General features: G+C 71.4%; 16 protein-coding genes. 9 read left to right on the top strand and 7 right to left on the bottom strand.

Translation table 11 applies throughout. The features are described 5' to 3' along the window. On the bottom strand, positions 1-179 hold a 179-nt coding region (locus AB0J90_RS30530), incomplete at its 3' end, for a glycogen/starch synthase (RefSeq protein WP_363601756.1). A 547-nt stretch (positions 180-726) separates the two neighbouring features. Between AB0J90_RS30530 and AB0J90_RS30525 the strand changes: the two genes are divergently transcribed. Both AB0J90_RS30525 and AB0J90_RS30520 read left to right on the top strand, forming a co-directional pair. Then, positions 727-1,680, top strand: coding sequence for an SRPBCC family protein (locus AB0J90_RS30525; RefSeq protein WP_363601744.1), 954 nt, complete (start codon positions 727-729; stop codon positions 1,678-1,680). Between the two features lie 37 nt (positions 1,681-1,717). Beyond that, on the top strand, positions 1,718-2,890 hold the full coding sequence (locus tag AB0J90_RS30520) for a zinc-dependent alcohol dehydrogenase (RefSeq protein ID WP_363601742.1): 1,173 nt from the start codon (positions 1,718-1,720) through the stop codon (positions 2,888-2,890). Between the two features lie 2 nt (positions 2,891-2,892). On the opposite strand, the gene AB0J90_RS30515 is transcribed toward AB0J90_RS30520, so the two are convergent. Then, positions 2,893-4,374 carry a glutamate--cysteine ligase gene (locus AB0J90_RS30515; RefSeq protein ID WP_363601740.1) on the bottom strand — a complete coding sequence of 494 codons (1,482 nt, stop codon included), beginning with the start codon at positions 4,372-4,374 and terminating at the stop codon, positions 2,893-2,895. 213 nt (positions 4,375-4,587) lie between these two features. Between AB0J90_RS30515 and AB0J90_RS30510 the strand changes: the two genes are divergently transcribed. Next, positions 4,588-4,923: a DUF3817 domain-containing protein gene (locus tag AB0J90_RS30510; protein WP_363601739.1), complete on the top strand. Its 336-nt coding sequence runs from the start codon at positions 4,588-4,590 to the stop codon at positions 4,921-4,923. Positions 4,924-4,958: 35 nt separating this feature from the next. Here the strand turns inward: AB0J90_RS30510 and AB0J90_RS30505 are convergent, their stop codons facing one another. After that, positions 4,959-5,513, bottom strand: a complete 555-nt coding sequence (locus AB0J90_RS30505; protein WP_363601754.1) for a hypothetical protein — start codon at positions 5,511-5,513, stop codon at positions 4,959-4,961. Positions 5,514-5,657: 144 nt separating this feature from the next. On the opposite strand from AB0J90_RS30505, the gene AB0J90_RS30500 reads away from it, so the two are divergent. The 4 genes from AB0J90_RS30500 to AB0J90_RS30485 all read left to right on the top strand — a co-directional run bounded on the left by AB0J90_RS30500 (position 5,658) and on the right by AB0J90_RS30485 (position 11,695). Beyond that, entirely contained in the window at positions 5,658-6,782 is a 1,125-nt protein-coding gene (locus AB0J90_RS30500) for a Vms1/Ankzf1 family peptidyl-tRNA hydrolase (protein WP_363601737.1), read from the top strand. Beyond that, positions 6,775-8,565, top strand: a complete 1,791-nt coding sequence (locus AB0J90_RS30495; RefSeq protein ID WP_363601735.1) for a thiamine pyrophosphate-requiring protein — start codon at positions 6,775-6,777, stop codon at positions 8,563-8,565. The genes AB0J90_RS30500 and AB0J90_RS30495 overlap by 8 nt, the downstream gene beginning before the upstream one ends. A 275-nt stretch (positions 8,566-8,840) precedes the next feature. Next, entirely contained in the window at positions 8,841-10,247 is a 1,407-nt protein-coding gene (locus AB0J90_RS30490; RefSeq protein ID WP_363601752.1) for a hypothetical protein, read from the top strand. A gap of 254 nt (positions 10,248-10,501) precedes the next feature. Next, a complete protein-coding gene (locus tag AB0J90_RS30485; protein ID WP_363601733.1) occupies positions 10,502-11,695 on the top strand; it encodes a SigB/SigF/SigG family RNA polymerase sigma factor in 1,194 nt (397 codons plus the stop codon). Positions 11,696-11,760: 65 nt separating this feature from the next. Here the strand turns inward: AB0J90_RS30485 and ctaD are convergent, their stop codons facing one another. The 4 genes from ctaD to AB0J90_RS30465 all read right to left on the bottom strand — a co-directional run bounded on the left by ctaD (position 11,761) and on the right by AB0J90_RS30465 (position 16,812). Next, on the bottom strand, positions 11,761-13,761 hold the full coding sequence (gene ctaD / locus AB0J90_RS30480; protein ID WP_363601731.1) for a cytochrome c oxidase subunit I: 2,001 nt from the start codon (positions 13,759-13,761) through the stop codon (positions 11,761-11,763). Positions 13,762-14,074: 313 nt separating this feature from the next. Beyond that, positions 14,075-14,551 (bottom strand): DUF4383 domain-containing protein, encoded by a 477-nt coding sequence (locus tag AB0J90_RS30475; RefSeq protein WP_363601729.1) that lies wholly within the window; start codon positions 14,549-14,551, stop codon positions 14,075-14,077. A gap of 67 nt (positions 14,552-14,618) precedes the next feature. Then, entirely contained in the window at positions 14,619-15,773 is a 1,155-nt protein-coding gene (locus AB0J90_RS30470) for a glycosyltransferase (RefSeq protein WP_363601727.1), read from the bottom strand. A 16-nt stretch (positions 15,774-15,789) separates the two neighbouring features. Next, a complete protein-coding gene (locus AB0J90_RS30465) occupies positions 15,790-16,812 on the bottom strand; it encodes a glucosyl-3-phosphoglycerate synthase (RefSeq protein ID WP_363601725.1) in 1,023 nt (340 codons plus the stop codon). 200 nt (positions 16,813-17,012) lie between these two features. Here AB0J90_RS30465 and AB0J90_RS30460 point away from each other — a divergent pair, with 200 nt between their 5' ends. Continuing rightward, positions 17,013-18,038, top strand: coding sequence for a Gfo/Idh/MocA family oxidoreductase (locus AB0J90_RS30460; protein ID WP_363601723.1), 1,026 nt, complete (start codon positions 17,013-17,015; stop codon positions 18,036-18,038). Beyond that, positions 18,031-19,143, top strand: coding sequence for a zinc-binding alcohol dehydrogenase (locus AB0J90_RS30455; protein ID WP_363601721.1), 1,113 nt, complete (start codon positions 18,031-18,033; stop codon positions 19,141-19,143). Before AB0J90_RS30460 ends, AB0J90_RS30455 begins: the two co-directional genes overlap by 8 nt. The last annotated feature ends 54 nt before the right edge of the window (positions 19,144-19,197 follow it).

The following is a 19,197-nucleotide window of genomic DNA, read 5'->3' as shown; positions in this document are numbered from 1 at the left end:
ACGACGGTGACGTCGTGGCCGGCGGCGGCGAGGGCGACGGAGAGGGCGTGTACGTGTCGGCCGAGTCCGCCGACGAGGACGGGTGGGTATTCCCAGGACAGCATCAGAATCCGCTGCCGGCCCTCGACCGGACCGCCGGAGCCGGTCGGCAACCCCACGTGCGGCCGCGAGGTGGGGATGGGGCGGCAGGTGAGGTCCGGGCTGGTGGAACCGTTCGCGAGGTGCTCGCCGACCCGTCGGGGCGTCACATTCGTCTCCGTCCAAGCGAGAGTGGGCACGCCGGCACCAGTGCCGGCAGAGGAAGAACAGGAAGGGGTGCGGCCGAACCGGCCGGGCGGGCCGTCCCACCGCCACACCGCGGCACGCGACCCCACGTACAAGGAAAAGGCACTCGGGCCGGATCCGCATCCCGAAAAGCCCGAAGGTGACCGACGACACCGGCGCCTCGGCCGGGTGTCCGCCAACCGCCTCCACAGTGGTGACCGAGCATCCTCCGATCGGGTCGATCGTCGACCGTCGTTCGACCATGCCCGGTGGGGCTCGACCACCTCCGGTCCGGATGGCCGCCGGCCCGGTCGGGTGCTTGTTCCGCGTTCTGCCCGGCGCGCCACCAACCGCAGGTTAGCTTGTGGTGAGGGCGTACGGCGGCGGTCGTCGGGCACGGGTGACCCGCCGCCCCGGTCGGTCTGTTCGACGACCGGGGCCACGGGCGAGAGGTGTGACCGGGTGGGTAACGCAGACGGGGCCGGATCGCCGGAGGAGTCGCCCGAGGTGGCCACCAGGGGGACGGGGCCGTTGCCCAGGTTGCTCGGTCTGCTGAGCGCCGGACTCGGCGCCGCGCTGCTGGCCGTACCGGAGCGGCTCGCCGAGATCGCCGGCCTGGACCACCTCCCGGACCACCAGACCATCCTGCGCGGCGTTGGGGCACGCGAGCTGGGCAGTGCCGCCGGGTTGCTCAGCGGGCGACGGCCGGCGCTGTGGACCTGGACCCGGGTCGCCGGGGACGCGATGGACCTGAGTGTGCTCGGTCTGGCCCTGCGGACGGGAGACCGGGAGCGGCGCTGGCGTCTGGCCGTCACCACGGGCGTCATCGGCGCCGTCACCGCGCTCGACCTCTTCGCCGCTGCGTCGGCGACCCGCGCCGCTCGCGCCAACGGACGGGTGATGCGGCTGCGGGCATCGGTGACGGTCAACCGACCCCCCGACGAGGTCTACCGGTTCTGGCGGGACCTCGCCAACCTGCCCCGCTTCATGCGGCACCTGGAGTCGGTACGGGTGGGTGGCGACGGGCGGTCACGGTGGACTGCCAAGGCACCGGCGGGGCGCAGCGTGTACTGGGACGCCGAGATCGTCGAGGACCGGCCCTCCGAGGTGCTCGCCTGGCGCTCGCTGCCCGGCACGATCGTGCCCAACGCGGGCCGGGTGCGGTTCGTGGCGGTTCCCGGCGGACGGGGCACCGAGGTCAGGGTGGAACTGGGCTACGCGCCGCCGGCCGGCAGGCTCGGACGGATGGTCGCCAAGCTCTTCGGTGAGGAGCCGACGCAGCAGGTCAAGGATGATCTGCGCCGGTTCAAGCAGGTGATCGAGACGGGTGAGATCGTCCGCTCGGACAGCAGCCCGGACGGTACGGATCTCCGTCGACACATGATGCGGCGTCCGGCCCAGCCGCTGGCCGGATGAGGGATCGGTAGCGGTTCGGCGAACGGGGGGAGCCACGATGCGAGCGAACTGCTGGATGGGCCGCAACACCGTCGAGGTACGCGAGGTGCCCGACCCTCGGATCCTCAGTGATCGGGACGCGATCGTCCGGGTCACCTCGACCGCGATCTGCGGCTCCGACCTGCACCTGTACGACGGCTACATCCCGACCATGAAGAAGGGCGACATCCTCGGCCACGAGTTCATGGGCGAGGTGGTCGAGCTGGGTCGGGAGGTCCGCAACCTGCGCGTCGGTGACCGGGTCGTCGTGCCGTTCCCGATCGCCTGCGGTCACTGCGCCGCCTGTACGCACGGCTTCTTCTCGGTCTGCGAGAACTCGAACCCGAACGCGGCTCTGGCGGAGATGGTGATGGGCCACGCGCCGGCCGGTGTCTACGGCTACTCGCACATGCTCGGTGGTTTCGCCGGCGGGCAGGCCGAGTACGCCCGCGTTCCGTTCGCCGACGTCGGCCCGATCAAGATCGAGGGCGACTTCCGGGACGAGCAGGTGCTCTTCCTGTCCGACATCTTCCCGACCGGCTACATGGGTGCGGAGATGTGCGACATCCAACGTGGTGACGTCATCGCAGTCTGGGGTGCCGGCCCGGTCGGGCAGTTCGCCATGGCCAGCGCGCGGATGCTCGGCGCGGAGCGGGTGATCGCCATCGACCGGTACCCGCAACGGCTGCGGATCGCTCAGGAGAACACCGGCGCGGAGATCATCAACTACGAGCAGACCGACGTGCTGGAGGCGCTGCGGGAGATGACCGCCGGCCGGGGTCCGGACGCCTGCATCGACGCGGTGGGAACGGAGTCGCACCACCCGTCCGGTGCGATCAACGCGTACGACCGGGGCAAGCAGGCGGTACGGCTGGAAACCGACCGGCCGCACGCGCTGCGCGAGGCGATCCTGAGTTGCCGCAACGCCGGCATCGTCTCCGTCATCGGGGTCTACGGCGGGTTCGTCGACAAGTTCCCCATGGGATCGCTGATGAACCGGTCGCTGACCCTGCGCAGCGGTCAGTGCCACGTGCAGCGTTACCTGCGGCCGCTGCTGGACCGGATCCGCCGGGGCGAGATCGATCCGAGCTTCGTGGTCACCCACCGGATGCGGCTGGACGAGGCGCCGCAGGCGTACGAGGTGTTCAAGAACAAGCAGCAGGACTGCAACAAGGTGGTGCTGACGGCCTGAGCTCAGCCCGGGTACGGCCACTCGTGCACGGGCTGGTTGCTGTGCATCAGCGGGATGTAGCGCCGGAGCACCTCGCAGAGCGCGGCGGACCGGTCGAGGCCGCCGGCACGTTCCAGGTCGTGCAGGGTCGCCACCTGCCAGGTCGCGCCGTTGCGGCCGGTCAGGCAGCGCTGCTCGATGATGCCCAGCAGCCGGTCGGACTCGGCCGCCGCCAGCCCCCACCGGTCCAGGCCGGTGCGGGCCAGGGGCAGCAGCCGACGCAGCACCAGTTCGGTCACCGGCAGGTAGCCCAGGCCGGGCCAGTAGACATGGGCGGCGATGCCCTGACGGGCGCAGGTGTGGAAGTTCTCCTCGGCGGCGCTGAACGACATCTGCGACCAGAGCGGGCGGTCGGACTCGGCCAGGCTGCGGACCAGCCCGAAGTAGAAGGCGGCGTTGGCGATGGTGTCGACGACCGTCGGTCCGGCGGGCAGCACCCGGTTCTCCACCCGCAGGTGCGGGCGTCCGTGGACCACGTCGTACACCGGGCGGTTCCACCGGTAGACGGTGCCGTTGTGCAGCCGCAACTCGGACAGGGCGGGGATGTCGCCGCGGGCGAGGGTGGCCGCCGGCTGTTCGGGGTCGCAGATCGGCAGGAGGGCGGGGAAATAGCGGACGTTCTCCTCGAACAGGTCGAAGACCGAGGTGATCCAGCGTTCCCCGAACCACACCCGCGGCCGTACGCCCTGGGCTTTGATCTCCTCCGGCCGGGTGTCGGTCGACTGCTCGAACAGCGGGATCCGGGTTTCCCGCCACAGCTCCCTGCCGAACAGGAAGGGGGCGTTGGCCCCGAGCGCGACCTGGATCCCGGCGATCGCCTGGGCGGCGTTCCAGTACGCGGCGAACTGGGCCGGACTCACCTGTACGTGGAACTGGGTGCTGGTGCAGGCGGCCTCGGGGGTGATGGTGTCGGAGGTGGTCTCCAGCCGCTCCACCCCGGCGATCCGGATCGCCACGTTTTCCCCGCGCGCGGCGAAGATCTGCTCGTTGAGCAGGGTGTAGCGCGGGTTCGCCGACAGCGCGTCGACGGTGAGGTGGTCCGACCGCAGCGTCGGCAGGATGCCGATCATGACCAGTTGGGTGTCGACCGTACGGGCCTTCAGGTTGGCCGAGTTGAGGCTGGCCCGTACGTCGGATTCGAAGTCGGCGGTACCGGTGCCGGCGAGTTGGCGCGGTGCGACGTTGATCTCCACGTTGAACTGTCCCAGTTCGGTCTGGAACTGGGGGTCGGCGACCGCGGTGAGCACCTCGGCGTTGCGCATCGCGGGCATCGAGTAGTCGTCGACCAGGTTGAGCTCGATCTCCATCCCGGTCAGCGGCCGGTCGACGTCGAACCGGGACTCGCGCAGCATCTCGGCGAAGACGTCCAGACAGTGCCGGATCTTCTCCCGGTACCGCGCGCGATCCTCGCGCGTGAACGTCCGCGGGCCAACCTCTTCACCCATCAGGTCACCATCCAGCTACTCCGAGTGGTTCCAACCTCGCACGGCCGCTGCCGCATGGGAAGTCTCGATCGACATGGTTCCCCGGGCGGGTCGCGCTGACACGCCCGCCGCCGGGCGCCTCCGGTCGCGCGGGAACACCCGGATACGGCGGTATCACCCGGGGGCGACCACGGGTTCGCGTACGATCACGGGTCGGAAGTCGAAGGAGGGCCGATGCGGCGTACGGCGCAGAAACTGTTCGTGGTGGCCGCGATCGCGGAGGCGATCTCCTGGCTGGCGCTGCTGACCGGAATGATCTTCAAGTACGGACCGACCGAGAACGAGATCGGGGTGCAGATCTTCGGCCCGATCCACGGCGGTCTCTTCGTCGCGTACGTCGGGCTGGTCCTGCTGGTCAGCCGCCTGGGCCGGTGGAGTTGGCCGGTGACGCTGGTGGCGCTGGCCTGCGCGGTGCCGCCGCTGGCCACCCTCGGTTTCGAGCGTTGGGCCCGGCGTCGCGGCCTGCTGTCCGACCCCGCCCCGGCCAGGACCCCGGTACCGGTCGCCTGACCGACCGTCGCCCAGCCGGGTTCGGCCGGCGCGGGTCAGCCGTTGACCACGGTGCAGGCGGCGATCGCACCGATCAGCAGCAGCCCGAAGATCGCCTGGAGCAGCAGTGCCGGTCCCAGGTGCGACCAGACGGTCGGCGGGCGCGGGGTGAGCAGTTGCGCGGTGGTCAGGTTCACGATCCGTTCCACCCGTGGCGCGAGCTGCATGTCCTTCTGTGGTCGGATGGTGACCTGGATGTGGTCGGACGGTTCGATCGCGCTCTGCGGCAGGTGGCCGTGGATCTCCATCTCGCAGAGCACACCCTCGCTGTCCCGGATCCGCAACGGCGTGACCAGGAACTCCGGGCCCTTGCGCAGTTCCTTCCAGCGACGCTGCGCCCCGGCTCCGGCCCCCGACCGCAGCAGCGAGGCGAACAGCAGCAGGATCACCCGGGCCACCCCGGCCGTGGCGAGCACCGCGACGACGATGGGTTGCTGTACCCGCATCTCGCGTGAGTAGCCCTCGAGCAACCGGATGACCCGGCCGGTGACGATCGGCCCGCGCCGGTACGCCACTCGCTCGGGATAGAGCTCGCTGTCCATTTTCACCACCGAGAGTCCGCTTTGGTTCACGCATTGTATCTGTAGCCACCGCTGGGCGGAAAGTGAGTGAATCCCGCCTCCGGTGATCGCGGTCAGGTGACAAGCCGGGTGGCGCGGGTATGCCGGGGTCGAGTTGGAGAGGGGTCGACAACCATGGAGCTGTCCTTCCTGCGCCCGATCTACGCCCGACCGGGACCCTGGGCCTCGGTCTACCTGGACGCCTCACGTGACAGTCAGGACGCCCGGCCCGCGCTGGACCTACGCTGGCGTGCCCTGCGGGAACGGCTGGCCCAGCAGCGGGCCGACCCGGCGACGGTCGCGGCACTCGACAGCGTGGTACGCGGACACGACCCGATGGCGGGCGACTACGGCATCGCCGCCTTCGCCACCGAGGGCGAGGTGGTGCTCACCGAGTACCTGTCCGCCCCGCCACTGAAGGACATCGCCGCCAACGGACCGCTGGCGCACACCATGCCGCTGCTCGCCCAGCGCGGCGAACAGGTGCCCTGGGTACGCGTACTGGCCGACCGTACCGGCGCCAGTGTGGACGGGGTCAGTGCCGGTGGGGTGGCCCGGCGCGCGGAGGTCGGCGGCGGGAACACGTTCCCGGTCCGCCGGGTCAAGCCCGGGGCCTGGTCGCAGGGGAACTTCCAGCGGGCGGCCCTCACCGCGTGGAAACGCAACGCCGGTGACGCCGCGGCGGCCACCGCCGAACTCGCCGACGCGGTCGGTGCCGAGGTCGTCGTGGTGGCCGGCGACACCCAGGCCCGGACGATGCTCGCCGCCCAGTTGCCCGCCCGCTGGCAGGACCGGATCGTGCACACCGACGCGGGCTTCCGGGCGGCCGGCAGCGACAACTCCGCGCTCGACGACGTGACCGTGCAGGCCATCGCCGAGGTGGCGACCGCGCACGCCGACGCCGCGCTGGACAAGTTCGGCATGCAGGAGCAGATCGGCAACGGGATGGACGCGGTGGTGACCGCGCTGCAACGCAGCCAGGTCGAGAACATGCTGCTGGTCGACGACGCGTCCTCCACCGACCAGCTCTGGATCGGCCCGGAGCCGACCGACATCGCCACCGGGCCGGACCAGCTCACCGCCATGTCGGTGGCCGACCCGCAACCCGTACGGGCCGACGCCGCCCTGGTACGGGCACTGGTCGCCACCGACGCGGGGCTGACCGTACTCGGGCCGGACGAGGCGCCGGACCTGCCCGACGGCGTGGGCGCGATCCTGCGGTACGCCGACGCCAGCACCCCGGGGAGGACGGATGGCTGAGCCGACCCGGGTGGTCGCGGACCTGCTCGTCGAGCGGTTGCGCGCATGGCACGTGCCGCGTGTCTTCGGCGCCTCCGGTGACGGCATCGAGGGGATCGTCGCCGCGTTGCAACGGGCCGGCGGCAAGCCCGCGTTCGTCCAGGCGCGACACGAGGAGACGGCCGGTTTCATGGCCACCGGCCACGCCAAGTACACCGGCGGGGTCGGTGTCTGCCTGGCCACCCAGGGACCGGGCGCGATCCACCTGCTGGGCGGTCTGTACGACGCGAAGCTCGACGGCAAGCCGGTGGTGGCGATCGTCGGCCAGCAGCTGGAGGGCCCGTACGGTGCCGCGTACCGGGAGATCGAGCTGCTCCGGCTGTTCAGTGACGTGTGCGAGTTCGTCCGGGTGGCGAGCAGCGCGGAACAGGTGCCCTCACTGATCGACCGGGCGTTCCGTACCGCCGTCGCCACCCGGAGCCCGACCTGTGTGATCGTGCCGCAGCAGTTGCAGACGGCCGCCGTACCCGATCTGCCGCCACGCTCGGACGGCGTCTTCTCGATGGCGCCGGGACTGCCCCCGGCCCGGGTCGTGCCGCACGAGGAGGACCTGAACGCGGCGGCGCAGTTGCTCGGCGCCGGTCGGCGGGTGGCCATGCTGGTGGGGCAGGGCGGCTACGGTGCGGCCGAGGAGATCGTCGCCCTCGCCGACCGGGTCGGCGCCGGCATCACCACCTCGCTGCTCGGCAAGCCGGTGCTCGACGAGCGGCTGCCCTTCCACACCGGGGTGATGGGGGAGTTGGGCACCACCGCGAGCGCGCAACTGCTCGGCGGCTGCGACACCCTGCTGCTGGTCGGCACGAACGATCCGTGGACCGACTACTACCCGATGCCCGGCCAGGCGGCCGTGATCCAGATCGACATCGACGGCCGCCGGGTGGCCAACCGGTACCCGGTGGACGTGCCGCTGATCGGGGACGCGGCGCAGACGCTGCGCGCCCTGCTCGACCGGGTGCCGCAGCGGGCCAACCGGGAGTGGCGGGAGACCATCGAGGTCTCCTTCGACCGCTGGTGGAGTGATGCGACTACCCGTGCCGACGCCCCGGCCGAGCCGATGAACCCGCAGCACGTCCTGCGCGAGCTGTCGCCCCGGTTGCCCTGGGACAGCGCGGTCGCGGTGGACGTCGGCTCGGTGACCTACTGGTACGCCCGCCACGTGCAACTGCCGCCCGGTGTGCCGGCACACCTGTCGAGCACCCTCGGCGCCACCGGCTGCTCCCTGCCGTACGGCATCGCGGCGAAGTTGGCGGTGCCGGACCGGCCGGTGGTCGTCCTCGCCGGTGACGGGGCGATGCAGCACAACGGCCTGGCCGAGCTGGTCACGGTGGCCAACCGTTGGCACGAGTGGGCCGATCCCCGGTTTGTCGTGCTGGTGCTCAACAACCGCGACCAGGCCGGGATGAGCCAGACCCAGCGCGGGTCGGGACAGGTGGCGGTGCCGGACGCCCAGCGGCTGCCGGACGTCCCGTACGCGGGATGGGCCCGGCTGCTCGGCATGCACGGCCTGCGCATCGACCGGCCGGAGATGATGGGGGCGGCGTGGGACGAGGCGCTCGCCGCGGACCGGCCCACCCTGATCGAGGCGGTGGTGGACGCCTCGGTGCCGCTCTCCCCGCCCGACCAGCCGTTCGCGGACCTGCGCGGGCTGTTGACCGAGCGCGCGGAGGACGGCGGCGAGGTGGCCAGCCGGGCCCGTGCCGAACTGGTCCGGGAACGGGCCGACGGCGGCGACGAGCTGACCTGACCGGCGTTTTGCGGGCGGCGGCCGGAAGCCGACGCCCGCGTGCCCAGGACGGCGCGCGGCACAGCGTGTCCCGGACGCCGCGCGGCAGGCAAGCGGTCACCCGGTACGTAACCGGGTGAGCGGGGCCTGCCGGTGCGTTGGTGGCCCGGTGATGCAGAAGGGGCCCGTCCTCGGATTAGTCACGCAGGGTTGCGGAAAGGTCGTTTGAACGCGATCCGGACGGGAAGCCCGCGTGTGGCAAGTGGACGGATGAAGGGCGGGTCCCGGTGCGGGAGATGCAGGAATGGGTGGCCGCGAGTGGGCCCGACGTCCCCGGACCGCGACGGATCGTGGCGCTGGACAGTCCGGCGCGGGTGCTGCTCGCCGCGGCGTCCCGGGCCCTGCGCGGCGAGGACTGCGCCGACCTCGGCTACCAGCCGATGCTGGCCCGGTTTCCGGGCACCCCGGAGGCGGTACGCCGGGCGGCGGTGGCTCGAGCGGGTGGTCGGGCCGCCCTGCCGGTGCGCCAGGTGGGTCAGGTCGACGCCGAGTGGGTGGCCCGCTGGATGGTGGACCACTACCCGTCCGGCGAGTTCCCCGGCGTGGTGCTCGGCTCGCCCAGCGGTGCCGCCGTGCACCTGGCCACCGCCCTGGGCATGCCGTGGCTCCCGGCCGGCTTCGAGGTCGCGGTGCAGTGGCCGCAGGGCGCGGTGGACAACCTGGCGGGTTCCTACGCGTACGGCGCCCAGGTGGCGCAGCGGCTGGTCGCGGCGAATCCCGGCATCCGCGTCCGGCAGGTGCACGACCCGGCCGTACGGGGCGTGCTCGCCGGTTCGACAGTGTCCCTGGTGCTGCGCTGGCGGCAGTTGCCCCAGGCGTACCGGGACTTCCTCGACGAGCGGCTGGCGCCGGGTGCGCCCGTGCTGCTGCTGCGTGACGTACGGACCTGGCCGGTGGCCGATCAGGGTGAGGGTCACGCGTTCCAGTTGGGCAGTCCGGGCAGCGGGCTGACCCCGGCCGACTTCCGTGTCCTCAGCGACCCGCTGGACCAGGTGCTGCGTACGGCGGGCGGTGATCCGCAGCGGTGGGAACCGCCGGCACCGGTCGGCCCGCAGGGTTACGCCGAGCACGGCATCGAGCCCGGCTTCGAGCAGAGCCTGCTGGACTGGGTCCGGGAGGCGGACAGCGCGCTGCACCGGGTGCTGTTCGCCGAGCCGGAGGCGCTCAGCGCGGCGACCGCCGACGTGTACCGGGGTTGGCTGCGTGCCGCCGGCAAGAGCGGTGACCGGTGTGTGGTGGAGTGCGGCCGGCTGATCGATCCGTGGCAGGTGGTACGGGCGGGGCTGGTGCCGTACTGGTGCGAGAACGCCACCAGTCGCCGGGTGGCCGGTGCGGAGTGGTGGCTGGCCGGCAGTACGGCGTTCAGCTCGGTCGACGTACTGCCCGAACCGCCCGGGATGCGTTCACCGGCCCTGGCCGGACTGCCGCAGTGGCTGGCGGTGGCGTCGTTCGGCCGCCGTCGCCGGGCTCTGGACCGGATCGCGGCACGGGGCTATCCGGTCACCTCGGTACCGACCCGACACGCCACCGAGGTGTTGCGCGGGCAGCCGTACGACCTGCCGGCGCCGCCGCGCCTGGGGGTGCAGGAGGCACTGGCTGGCCTGCGGGCCAGCGGCACCGCGCACGGTCTGCTGGTCTGTTGAGGGCATCCGCCGTTCTGTCGAGGGGGTCCGCCGGCAAAACATCCCGCGAAAGTCCGGTCCCGTGATTGAGTACCTACAGAGCGGGAACGTCGCTGACTGCAACCGGTTAACTGCGCTACGTGACGAAATGGTGAGCGGGCGCTGTTGGGCTGTTTCCGGTCAGATCTTCGCGCTCCGGTCCGGTCCACCGTGGCGAGGGCGTCACTGGCCGGTTCCGTAAATCCGGGTGGGGGACCTTCCTGAGGGAGGCGCGGATGTTCGGACAGATCAGCACGGGCACGACCACGAACGCGAGTACGACCACGAGCACTGGTACGCCCACGAGTACGCCCACACCAGCGCCGAACGAGCGCGGGCTGGAGGACCTCGACGCGGCCGCGCTGGCGTACGCGGCACGGATCGAGGGTCTGCCGGACGAGCGCCGGCAGGAGGCCCGGGACGACCTGGTCCGGTTCGCGCTGCCGTTCGCCGGCCGGCTGGCCCGCCGATACCGGGGACGCGGCGAGCCGCTGGAGGACCTCGAACAGGTCGCCCGGCTCGGTCTGGTCAACGCCGTCGACCGGTACGACCCGGAGCGCGGCTCGTTCACCGCGTACGCGGCGATCACGATCGTGGGTGAGATCAAGCGGCACTTCCGGGACCGCACCTGGGGGGTGCACGTGCCGCGCCGGCTGCGCGACCTGATCCTCGAGGTCGGCCAGGCGACCGCCGCGCTCACCAGCGAACTGTCCCGGGCACCGACGGTAGCCGAACTGGCGACCCGGCTCGAAACCCCGCAGGAGGAGATCCTCGCGGCCCTCGAATCCGCCGCCGGCTACAGCCCGGCCTCGCTCAACGCGCCGGTCGGCGGGGAGAGTTCGGCCGAGTTCGGTGACCTGGTGGGTGAGTCCGACGCCGACCTGGAGTCGGTGGACGACCGGGTGACCGTCAGCGGCCTGCTCGGCCGGCTGCCCTGGCGGGAGCGACGCATCCTGGCCATGCGGTTCTACGGCAACCAGACCCAGGCCGAGATCGCCGCCCGGTTCGGCATCTCCCAGATGCACGTCTCCCGGCTGCTCTCCCGTGCGCTCACCTGGCTGCGCCAGGCCATGCTCGCCGACGCCCCGGCACCCTGGCAGGCCGGCGGAGTGGATCCGGACGCACCGGAGACCCGGCTGTCGGTCCGCCAGTCCGGCGACCGCACGGTCATCGCGATCGGCGGCGAACTCGACCGCGACACCAGCGACCAGCTGCGGCGCGCGGTGGTCGAGGCGGTGACCAGCGGCCAGCCCGCCGAAGTGGTGGTCGACCTGGTCGACGTGGGACTGCTCGAACCGGGCGGGATCGCCGCGCTGATCGCAGGCCGGGACGCCGCCGCCCGCAGTGGCGTGGCCCTGAAGCTGACCCGGGCCCAGCCCGGCGTACGGCACTCGCTCGCCTCGGCCGGACTGGCACCGCTGCACGAGTGACCGCCGGGCGGTGGGTTCGTCACCACCGCCCGCCGGTCCAGGCCGCCACTGCGCCGGCATCGAACTCAGGCCTTCCCTTCCTCGTCCGGTGGTCGACCGGTACGCCAGTGCTCGCTACTCGGGCCGCCCCGGTCGTTGTCGAGGTGCACATCGGGTGCGCTCGGCTCGAAACTCGGCCGGCGTACCTCCTCCGGCTCCGGGACCTCGATCGGGCGGGCACCCGAGCGCGGATCGGGCTGCCAGCGGGTCGCCTCGCGGGCACCGTACGCACCCTCGGGGCTTGATTTGTCCGAGCCGTGGTGCTGCTCGGCGTGCAACTCGTCGCCGATGTCCTGCGGCGGTTTGGTCGAGCGCTGCGGCAGATCCCGACCGAGGTCGGCCACGAGTGGGCCGTACTTGGCGTCGAAGGCGGGGCGCTCGGAGCGGATCCGCGGCATCCGGTCGAAGTTGCGCAGCGGTGGCGGACAACTGGTCGCCCACTCCAGCGAGTTGCCGAAGCCCCAGGGGTCGTCGACCGCCACGATCCGACCGAACCGGTACGACTTCCACAGGTTGTAGATGATGAACAGGGTCGAGGCGCCGAGGATGAACGAGCTGATCGTGGAGACCATGTTCAGCACGGTGAAGCCGTCGGTGGGCAGGTAGTCGGCGTACCGGCGGGGCATGCCCTCGTTGCCCAGCCAGTGCTGGACCAGGAAGGTGCCGTGGAAGCCGACGAACATGGTCCAGAAGTGGAGCTTGCCGAGGCGCTCGTCGAGCATCCGCCCGGTCATCTTCGGGAACCAGAAGTAGATCCCGCCGAACGCCGCGAACACGATCGTGCCGAACAGTACGTAGTGGAAGTGCGCCACCACGAAATAGGTGTCCGTGACGTGCCAGTCGACCGGCGGGCTGGCCAGCAGCACGCCGGTGAGCCCGCCGAACAGGAAGGTGACCAGGAAGCCGATGGCGAACAGCATCGGCGTCTCGAAGCTGATCTGCCCCTTCCACATGGTGCCGATCCAGTTGAAGAACTTCACCCCGGTCGGTACGGCGATCAGGTAACTCAGGATGCTGAAGAACGGCAGCAGCACCTGCCCGGTGCCGAACATGTGGTGGGCCCAGACCGTCATCGACAGCACCGTGATGGCGATGGTGGCGAAGACGATGCCCTTGTAGCCGAAGATCGGCTTGCGGGAGAAGACCGGGATGATCTCGGTGATGATGCCGAAGAACGGCAACGCCACGATGTAGACCTCGGGATGGCCGAAGAACCAGAACAGGTGTTGCCACAGCAGTGGGCCGCCGGTAGCCGGATCGTACACGTGGGCGTCGATGCGGCGGTCGGCGTAGAGCGCGAGCAGCGCGGCCGCGAGCAGCGGGAAGACCAGGATCACCAGCACCGCGGTGAGCAGGATGTTCCAGGTGAAGATCGGCATCCGGAACATGGTCATGCCGGGCGCCCGCAGGGTGATGATCGTGGTGATCATGTTGACCGCGCCGAGGATGGTGCCGAGGCCGGAGACGACCAGGCCGATCACCCACATGTCGGGTCCGATGCCGGGGCTGTGCTGGGCCCGGCTCAGCGGGGTGTAGGCGGTCCAGCCGAAGTCGGCCGCCCCGTCGGGGGTGAGGAAACCGAGCATCACCAGCGAGCCGCCGAGCAGGTAGAGCCAGTACGCGAACGCGTTCAGCCGGGGGAAGGAGACGTCCGGCGCCCCGATCTGCAGCGGTACGACGTAGTTGCCGAACGCGAAGACCAGCGGGGTCGCGAAGAGCAGCAGCATGATCGTGCCGTGCATGGTGAAGAGCTGGTTGTACTGCTCGTTGGAGAGGAACTGGAGTCCGGGTCGACCCAGCTCGGCCCGCATGAGCATCGCCATCACGCCGCCGAGGATGAAGAACACGAACGAGGTGATCAGGTAGAGCAGGCCGATCTGCTTCGCGTCGGTGGTGCCCAGCAGCTTGATCAGGTGGCTGCCCCGGATCGACGACCGGATGGGTCCGGGGTACCCGCCGAAGCGCGCCGGTGCCAGCACGATCGGCCCTCGTTCGCGTTCCGGCTCGGTGGTTACCCGCTTCGGCATCGCTTCTCACCCCGTCATCACCGCAGAAAGGACGGGCGTGGCTACCCGGTCTGCGCGGGTCGAAACCCGGCACGTCGGGAAATTTCGGTCTAGCGGGACGCCGCCCCTCGGGGCGGCATCTTCGAGCAGTCGGGACCCGATCGCGCCGTCGGGCCGCGAACCGGCGGAGGGCACGCCGGACCGGGCCTCCGGTGCCGCCCGGCCGACCGGCTGGCGTGGCGACACCGGAGGTCGGCCGGCCCCGTCCCGGACGAGCCGGGCGGGGAGTCGGTCGCCGTCACCGGTCGACCGGCACGCGGGGAGACGGTCGCCGTCACCGGTCGACCGGGGCGCGGGTGGTCAGCAGCCCGAGGCCGACCATGCCGAGCCCGAGGCCGAAGTGCAGCCAGTCGTCGGCCCGGTTGAGCGGCAGGAAGTTCGCCCCGGTCTCGTGCCCGATCACCAGGCCGTACAGCCACAGCAGCAGGTAGACCGCGCCGCCGCCGACCAGGAACCCCCGGGACCCGGCGATCGTACGCGCCAGCGCGATGCCGGCCAGCCCGAACGCCAGGTGCACCAGGTTGTGCAGGACCGACACCTGGAACACCCCGAACAACTCGGCGCCGGAGGCGTGCCCGGCGAAGCCGAGCCGGTCGTACCCGGTGGTGACACCGGGGATGAAACCGAGCACACCGATCAGCAGGAACACCGCGCCCACCGTCGCCGCCGAGATCCGGACCAGGGCCGGTCGGGACCATCCGCGGTTCGCTTCGGTGGATCCGCCGGTCGGGGCGTGGAACTCTCCGGCCATTGCCGTACCTCCGTCCGCCGGCCGGCCGGATTCCCGGTACGGCAGCGGACAAACGTCCCCTGTCGGCTCAGGCCGCCCTGAGCACCGGCCCGGCCAGTGAGCGGACCCGGTCGTAGAGCTCGATGTAGCGCTCCGCCATGATCGCCGGAGTGAACCGGCGGGCCGCCTCCCGCCGGCACTCGTCCGGGTCGATCAGGCTCGACGCGACCAGCAGGTCCGCCAACTCGTCCTCGTCGTCGGTGAGCAGACCGGTCCGCCCGTGCGTGACCAGCTCGGGCAGGCAACCGCGTGCGGTGGCCACCACCGGTGTGCCCAGCGCCAGTGACTCGACCACCGCCGTGCCGCCCGGTTCCTCCCAGCGCAGCGGGAACAGGGTCGCGCGGGCGCTCGCCACCAGGTCGTCACGGTCCCGGCCGGCGACCGTACCGACCCAGCGCACCCGCACCCCGTCGACGTGCGGCGCCACCCGCTCGTCCCAGTAACGTACGTCCGGGTTCTGCCGGGCCTGCCCGTCCGCGGCGGCCAACTCCTCCGGCCGGTGGTACGGGCCGACCGGTCCCGCCAGCACCAGCGGAAAGCCGGCCCGCTGGGCCAGCCGCGCGGCGACGTCCTGCCCCTTGCCCGGATTGATCCGACCGAGCACCACCACGTGCTCGCCCTTCTCCACCGCCGGTCGGCGGTCCGCGTCGACCGCCAGCGGCGTAGCCAGGTGCACGTGACCGACCGAGTGCGCGCGCAGCGCCGCCGGGGCGCGGGTCAACTGCGCCGCCGAGACGCCGTTGACCCGTACCCGGTTTCCACCGTCGAGTTGCCCGTAGAGGTCCGGGTGCTTGCCGAGGTCCCAGTGCAGGGTGTGCAGCACGGGTGGGCCGTCGGCACCCATCGCCGCGAGTGTGGCCAGGCCGACCGCCTCCACGTGGTCGTGCACCAGGTCGATGTCGTCGCGCCCGCGTACCGCCCGGACCACCCCGCCGAGGTGTGCCTGGGCGATCCCGCACACCTGGTTGTACGGCCGCTGCAACGACGGGAACTGGCCGTCGGCGAAGACCGACAGTCGTTCGTCCGCGGCCAGGGTGCTGGAGCCGACCGAGGCGAGCACCACCCGTACGCCGAGCCGTCGCAGCTCGGGCACCAGGGTGGCGACCACGTTCTCGATCCCGCCATAACCCGGTGGCGGTACGGACAACCACGGTCCCGCGTTCATCAGCACGGTCAGCCCCATCGGGACCCCGCCTCGCTCACTGCGGCACCGCTTCGCCCTGCCAACGCCGCATCCGCTGGCGGAACTGGATCAGCGGCGGCCGCTCCTGCACCGACACGTCGCTGACCACGATCTCCCGTTCCAGGTTCGGCAGTGTCTCCGTACCGCCCCGGCGGAACTGGGTGAGCAGGGTGGCCGGTGGGGTCTTCGACCTGACCTGACCCTGCCGGTGCAGCCGGGACCACGCCGTCAGCATGATCTGGGCAGACATCCGTCCCAGCGCCGCCGTGTCCTGGTGCCGGTGCAGGCGCTCGCCGAGGTCCACCTGGGCCAGTGCGTCCAGCCCGACCAGTTCGAGCAGGTCGATCAGCATCGCCGTCTCGACGCCGTAACCGGAGACGAACGGGACCCGCTCCAGCACCTCGCGGCGACCGGCGTACTCACCGGCGAGCGGTTGGACGAACCCGGCCAGCTCCGGCCAGAACAGGTTGAACAGGGGCCGGGCCATCAGTTCGGTGACCCGTCCGCCCCCGTCCGGCTCCACGGTGCCCGCCTCGATCAGCGGACGGTGGTAGAAGCCCTTGACGAACGAGACCGACGGGTCGGTGAGCAGCGGCCCGAGCAGCCCGGTGACGAAGTGCGGACGGAACTCGCGCAGGTCGGCGTCGACGAAGGCGATGACGTCACCGGCCGCCGCGGCGAGGCCGGCCCAGAGGGCGTCACCCTTGCCGTCGAGCCTGGGCAGCCCGCGGGTCACCTCGTCCTGGCTGACCACTCGCGCCCCGGCGGCGGCCGCGACCTCGGCGGTGCGGTCGCCGGACCGGGAGTCGACCACGATCACCTCGTCGACCAGTGCCACCCGTTCGACCAGATGCTCGCGGATCGTCGCCACGATCGCGCCGACGGTCGCCTCCTCGTCGAAAGCGGGTATGACCACACTGACCGTGGTGTCGCCCTTGGCCCGGCTGAGCTGGTGCGCGGTCCACTGCCGAGCCGAGCCGGTACGGTACGTGGACCAGGCTTCCACCACGGGTGAGACGGTCGTTTGCGAGTGCCGCACAGGCCCACCCCCGAGTCATGAGTCGATCGAAGCGTTAGCGGATTTCCCGGACCGGGACCCGACTAACCGGTGACGCTCTAACATATTGATCACCAAAATCTGCTATTTCCTGTCTCGTCCTGATGAACGTTTGATGTCGCCCCTCTCGTGGCACCAGGTAACCGATGATGTCACTGGGGTCTGAGCGGAGGGCGGGTTTGATGGCCAGGTGTCGCATTGGCCTCATCGGCGCGGGGAATGTGGCGCAGCGTCACGCCCGGGTCCTGTCCGGTTTTGCCGACGTGCACCTCACCGGCGTCACCGACGTACTGCCCGATGCCTGCGAGAGACTGTCCGTACAGCACGCCGCCCCGGCGTACCCGGACGTCGCCGCACTGCTGGAAGCGGACCTGGACGCCGTCTACGTCTGCGTACCGCCGTTCGCGCACGGCCCGGCGGAGGAGGCGGTGATCGCCGCCGGACTGCCGATGTTCGTCGAGAAGCCGGTCGCCGCCGATTTGGCAACCGCCGAGCGGATCGCCGGCCTCGTCGCCGAACGCGGCATCCTCACCGCGGTCGGCCACCACTGGCGTTACCTGACCGTCCTGGACCGGATGTGGGACCTGCTCGCCGACCGGCCGGTACGGATGGCCGCCGGCACCTGGCTGGACAAGGTGCCGCCGGTGACCTGGTGGAGCCGGCGGGAGTTGTCCGGTGGCCCGGTGGTCGAACAGGCCGCGCACGTGCTCGACCTGCTCCGGCTGGTTGCCGGTGAGGCGATCGAGGTCAGCGCGTACGGCGACGGCGTCCCGCCGGACGTGGACGGCGCCGACATCGACTCGGTCACCACGGCGAGTCTGCGCTTCGCCACCGGGGCGGTGGGGACGCTGGTTTCCGGCTGCACGCTCGGCTGGAAGCACCGGGCCGGGGTGGAGATCGTCGCGAACGGGCTGGTGCTGACGCTGGGCGAGGACGGCCTGGGCTGGCGGGACGAAACCGGTGACGGCTGGCTGCCGGCCGACCCGGAGGCCGCCCGGATCGCGGTCGACCGGGCCTTCGTCGACGCCGTACGCGGCATCGGCGACGACATCCGGGTCCCGTACCCGGAGGCGTTGCGTACGCACCGGCTGGCCTGCGCGGTGGCGCAGTCGGCGGCGACCGGGCGCCCGGTACGGGTCGCCCCCGAAGTCGAGGCGCTCGCGACCGCCGCCCACGGTGCGCGCGTCGGAACCGGGTTCGATGGCTGAACGGGTGATCGTGGTGTCGGGGCCGGGTGAGGTGACGATCCGCGAGGAGGAACCGGCGCCGCTGCGGCCGGACACCTACCGGGTCCGGACCCTCTACACCGGGATCTCCGCCGGTACCGAACTGAGTTACGTCAAGGGCACCAACCCCTACCTGTCCGCCGGTTGGAACGCCGACCTGGGACTCTTCCAGCCGGGCGAACCGGCCACCGCCTACCCGGTGAACCGGCTCGGTTACATGGAGGTCGGCCAGGTCACCGAGAGCCGGACCCCGGCCGTCAGCGAGGGCACCATCGGTGCGATGGCCTACGGACACCGCACCGGTTACGTTGCCGATCCGCTGGTCGACCGGTTCGTGCCGCTGCCCGAGGACCTGGACCCGCTGCTCGGGATCTACGTCGCGCACATGGGTCCGATCTGCGTGAACGGGCTGCTGCACGCCGCCGCGGACCTGTTCGGCCCGGACGTCCGCACGGTCGGCGACGGGGTGCGGGGCCGTCGGGTGGCGGTCACCGGTGCCGGGGTGGTCGGGCTGCTCACCGCGCTGCTCGCCCGCCACCACGGTGCGGCGTCGGTGGTGGTCCTCGACCCCACCCCGAAGCGCCGAGCGGTGGCCGCGTCCCTCGGCCTGGAAACGCTGGACCCGGGCTCGCTGACCGACAAGGATCAGGAATCCGGTGACCCGGCGGTGCTGCTCAAGACCCGGTGGGCGCACGGGCCGGGCGACCGGGGCGCCGACGTGGTGTTCCAGTGCCGCGGGCAGGGCGGTGCGCTGCGGCTGGCCCTGCGCCTGCTGCGTCCCCAGGGAACCGTCGTCGACCTGGCCTTCTACCAGTCCGGTGCGGAGCAGGTCCGACTCGGCGAGGAGTTCCACCACAACGGGCTCACCCTGCGGTCCGCGCAGATCGGCCGGGTGCCGCGCGGGCTCGCACCGACCTGGGACCGCGAGCGGCTCTCCGGCGAGACCGTCGCCCTGCTCCGGGCGTACGGCGAACTCGTCGCCGAGCACCTGGTGTCGGCCGTCGTGCCGTTCGACGACGGATCCGCCCTCCTCGCCGACCTGGCCTCCCGCCAGCGGCAGGAACTCCAGGTCGTGCTCGCCTGCTGACTCCCGACCGGAGCGCCAGGTCATGCCCTCCGGCGGCGCGTCGCTCGGGCCGGG

It is taken from the genome of Micromonospora sp. NPDC049523 (assembly GCF_040676775.1).
Taxonomy (GTDB): Bacteria; Actinomycetota; Actinomycetes; order Mycobacteriales; family Micromonosporaceae; genus Micromonospora_G.
Note: the sequence above shows the minus strand (reverse complement) of the source record. Positions and strands in the feature narration are given on the sequence as shown.

Excerpts from the sequence above, each read along its gene's own strand:
- AB0J90_RS30520 (WP_363601742.1), top strand. The coding sequence starts at position 1,718 with ATGCGAGCGAACTGCTGGATGGGCCGCAACACCGTCGAGGTACGCGAG.
- AB0J90_RS30515 (WP_363601740.1), bottom strand. The coding sequence starts at position 4,374 with ATGGGTGAAGAGGTTGGCCCGCGGACGTTCACGCGCGAGGATCGCGCG.
- AB0J90_RS30510 (WP_363601739.1), top strand. The coding sequence starts at position 4,588 with ATGCGGCGTACGGCGCAGAAACTGTTCGTGGTGGCCGCGATCGCGGAG.
- AB0J90_RS30500 (WP_363601737.1), top strand. The coding sequence starts at position 5,658 with ATGGAGCTGTCCTTCCTGCGCCCGATCTACGCCCGACCGGGACCCTGG.
- AB0J90_RS30495 (WP_363601735.1), top strand. The coding sequence starts at position 6,775 with ATGGCTGAGCCGACCCGGGTGGTCGCGGACCTGCTCGTCGAGCGGTTG.
- AB0J90_RS30490 (WP_363601752.1), top strand. The coding sequence starts at position 8,841 with ATGCAGGAATGGGTGGCCGCGAGTGGGCCCGACGTCCCCGGACCGCGA.
- AB0J90_RS30485 (WP_363601733.1), top strand. The coding sequence starts at position 10,502 with ATGTTCGGACAGATCAGCACGGGCACGACCACGAACGCGAGTACGACC.
- ctaD (WP_363601731.1), bottom strand. The coding sequence starts at position 13,761 with ATGCCGAAGCGGGTAACCACCGAGCCGGAACGCGAACGAGGGCCGATC.
- AB0J90_RS30475 (WP_363601729.1), bottom strand. The coding sequence starts at position 14,551 with ATGGCCGGAGAGTTCCACGCCCCGACCGGCGGATCCACCGAAGCGAAC.
- AB0J90_RS30470 (WP_363601727.1), bottom strand. The coding sequence starts at position 15,773 with ATGGGGCTGACCGTGCTGATGAACGCGGGACCGTGGTTGTCCGTACCG.
- AB0J90_RS30460 (WP_363601723.1), top strand. The coding sequence starts at position 17,013 with ATGGCCAGGTGTCGCATTGGCCTCATCGGCGCGGGGAATGTGGCGCAG.
- AB0J90_RS30455 (WP_363601721.1), top strand. The coding sequence starts at position 18,031 with ATGGCTGAACGGGTGATCGTGGTGTCGGGGCCGGGTGAGGTGACGATC.